At 68.9% G+C, this 2148-nt stretch carries 2 protein-coding genes; both read right to left on the bottom strand.

The features are described 5' to 3' along the window. The coding region (locus tag PLJ28_RS15165; RefSeq protein ID WP_324590367.1) for a creatininase family protein at positions 1 to 314 on the bottom strand (314 nt) is incomplete at its 3' end. After that, positions 311 to 2134 carry a BCCT family transporter gene (locus PLJ28_RS15160; RefSeq protein ID WP_183530106.1) on the bottom strand — a complete coding sequence of 608 codons (1824 nt, stop codon included), beginning with the start codon at positions 2132 to 2134 and terminating at the stop codon, positions 311 to 313. The genes PLJ28_RS15160 and PLJ28_RS15165, both read right to left, overlap by 4 nt. Positions 2135 to 2148: the final 14 nt, after the last annotated feature.

The raw sequence follows: 2148 nt of genomic DNA, 5'->3' as shown, positions 1-2148 counted from the left end.
GTCATGGCCACGAGGGCCTCCGCGTCCAGGCTGACGGTCCCGGGCAGGTGGTTGCCGCCGCCGGACTTCTGCTGCGACTTGTAGCCGTAGGTGAACGGCTCGGCGACCTTGGCACCGGTCTGGCGGCCCACGGCCTCGGCGATCGTGGTGGACAGGGTCGCGTCGGTGCCCAGGGGCAGGTGTGGTCCGTGCTGTTCGAACGCGCCGGCCGGCAGGATCACCGTGGCGTGCCCGGAGGTGACCCAGTCCCGGTAGGTGTGGGCGTCCAGGTGCGCCAGGCGGACGGCACCGGAGGAGGTGGTGGTGATGGTCATGAGTGGGCGTCCCTTCCATTGGGGCGGGGGTGGTTGAGGTCCTGGGCGGGGACGTAGGTCCCGGGTCCGACGCCCCGCCGCGGGTCGGCGCGCGGGACGCCGTGCTCGTCGCAGTGCTCGTCCTCGGGCCGGTGTTCGGGGTCGTTGATGTCCTTCTCGAGCTGGCGCGTCTCGGCGTCCCGGGCCCGCAGGCGCCGGATGAGGTTGACGATCATCAGCACGATGACGAAGGAGAACGGGAAGCCGCCGATGATCGTGCCGGTCTGGACCGTGTCCACCGCGTCGACGCCGCCGATGGAGAGCAGCACCAGGGCCACCGTGGCGATGCTCGCCACGAGGATCACGCGGAACCACGGGCCGGACTTCTTCGGGGCGGAGACGAACTCGGCCAGCGCGTAGGTGCCGGAGTCGAGGCTGGTGACGTAGTACGTGGCCACGAGGACGGTGGCCACGATGATCAGCAGGGTGCCGATCCACGGGATCATCTCCAGCATGGAGAACAGAGCCGATGAGGTGTCCTCGGCGGCGTCGGCGGAGATCTGTCCGGACTCGTTGTCGTAATGGATGCCGGCCGAGCCGATGACGGCCACCCACACCATGACGATCAGCGAGGGGATGATCGTCACCCCGAGCACGAACTCGCGGATGGTGCGCCCGCGGGAGATGCGGGCGATGAACCCGGCGACGAAGGGGGAGAAGGCGATGACCCAGCACCAGATGAACACGGTCCACCAGCCGTTCCAGCTGTCCTGCCAGTCCGCGAGCGGGGCGCCGGAGGTCTCGGCGCCGGTCCAGAAGCTCATCGGCACGAAGTGGTAGAAGAAGGAGCCGAAGGTCTGGGACATGTTCGACAGGATGTAGACCGTCGGGCCGAAGACGAAGACGCCGACGACCAGCACGATGCTGAGGATCGAGTTGGCCTCACTGATCCGCTTCATCCCCTTGTTCACGCCCAGGAAGGCGGAGACGGCGGTCAGCCCGCCCAGGATCAGGATGATGACGGCCCAGGCCACGGGGCCGGCCTCGAACGGCAGGACCTGGGTGGCCCCGGAGGCGAACTGCATGGCCGCGAAGCCGAAGGAGGTGGCCAGGCCGAGGACGGTGGCGATGATGGCCAGCAGCTCCACCACGACGCCGGCCGGGCGCTGGACGCGCTTCGGCAGGATGTCCACGGTCGCCTCGCGGAACGTCAGGGTCTTGCCGAGGTTGTGGTGGGAGTACGCCAGGCAGACGGCCACGACGCAGTACATGGCCCAGGCGGTCAGGCCCCAGTGGAAGTAGGTCCAGACGATGCCCCCCTCGCCGGGGTTGGCCCCGGTGGGGATGACCGGGGTCTCCTCGCGCAGGAGGATGGGCTCGGCCAGCGACCAGAAGATCAGGCCGATGCCCTGGCCGCACGCGAAGAGCATGGAGTACCAGGCGAACTTGCTGTGCTCGGGCCGGGCCTTGGGGCCGCCCAGCCGCACCCGGCCGATCCTGCTGACGCACAACCAGGCGCAGACGGCGACGGCGATCAGGGAGTAGGCCACGAACCACCACGTGAAACCGCCGGTGACGAAGGTCCGCAGCCTGTTGATCAGGTCGGCGGCACCCTCGGGGTTGGTGGTGACGGCCAGGACAGCGGCGATGATCAGCACCGGGGGGAGGATCATGATGATCGCCCGGTCCAGCGCAGGGATGACCCTGCCGCGGAACCGGGGGAGGTCGACCGTGCGCGGCCGGTCGGCCCCGTGGTGCTGTTCGGCCTGGTCGGGGGTCGTGGGAATCGGGTCGTCGACGCTGGTGGTCGTCTCTGTGGAGGAGTGGCGATGCTCGGACATGAGGCCCCTTGATC

Source organism: Citricoccus sp., from assembly GCF_035445025.1.
Classification (GTDB): domain Bacteria; phylum Actinomycetota; class Actinomycetes; order Actinomycetales; family Micrococcaceae; genus Citricoccus.
This window is presented reverse-complemented; position numbering and strand designations above follow the sequence as displayed.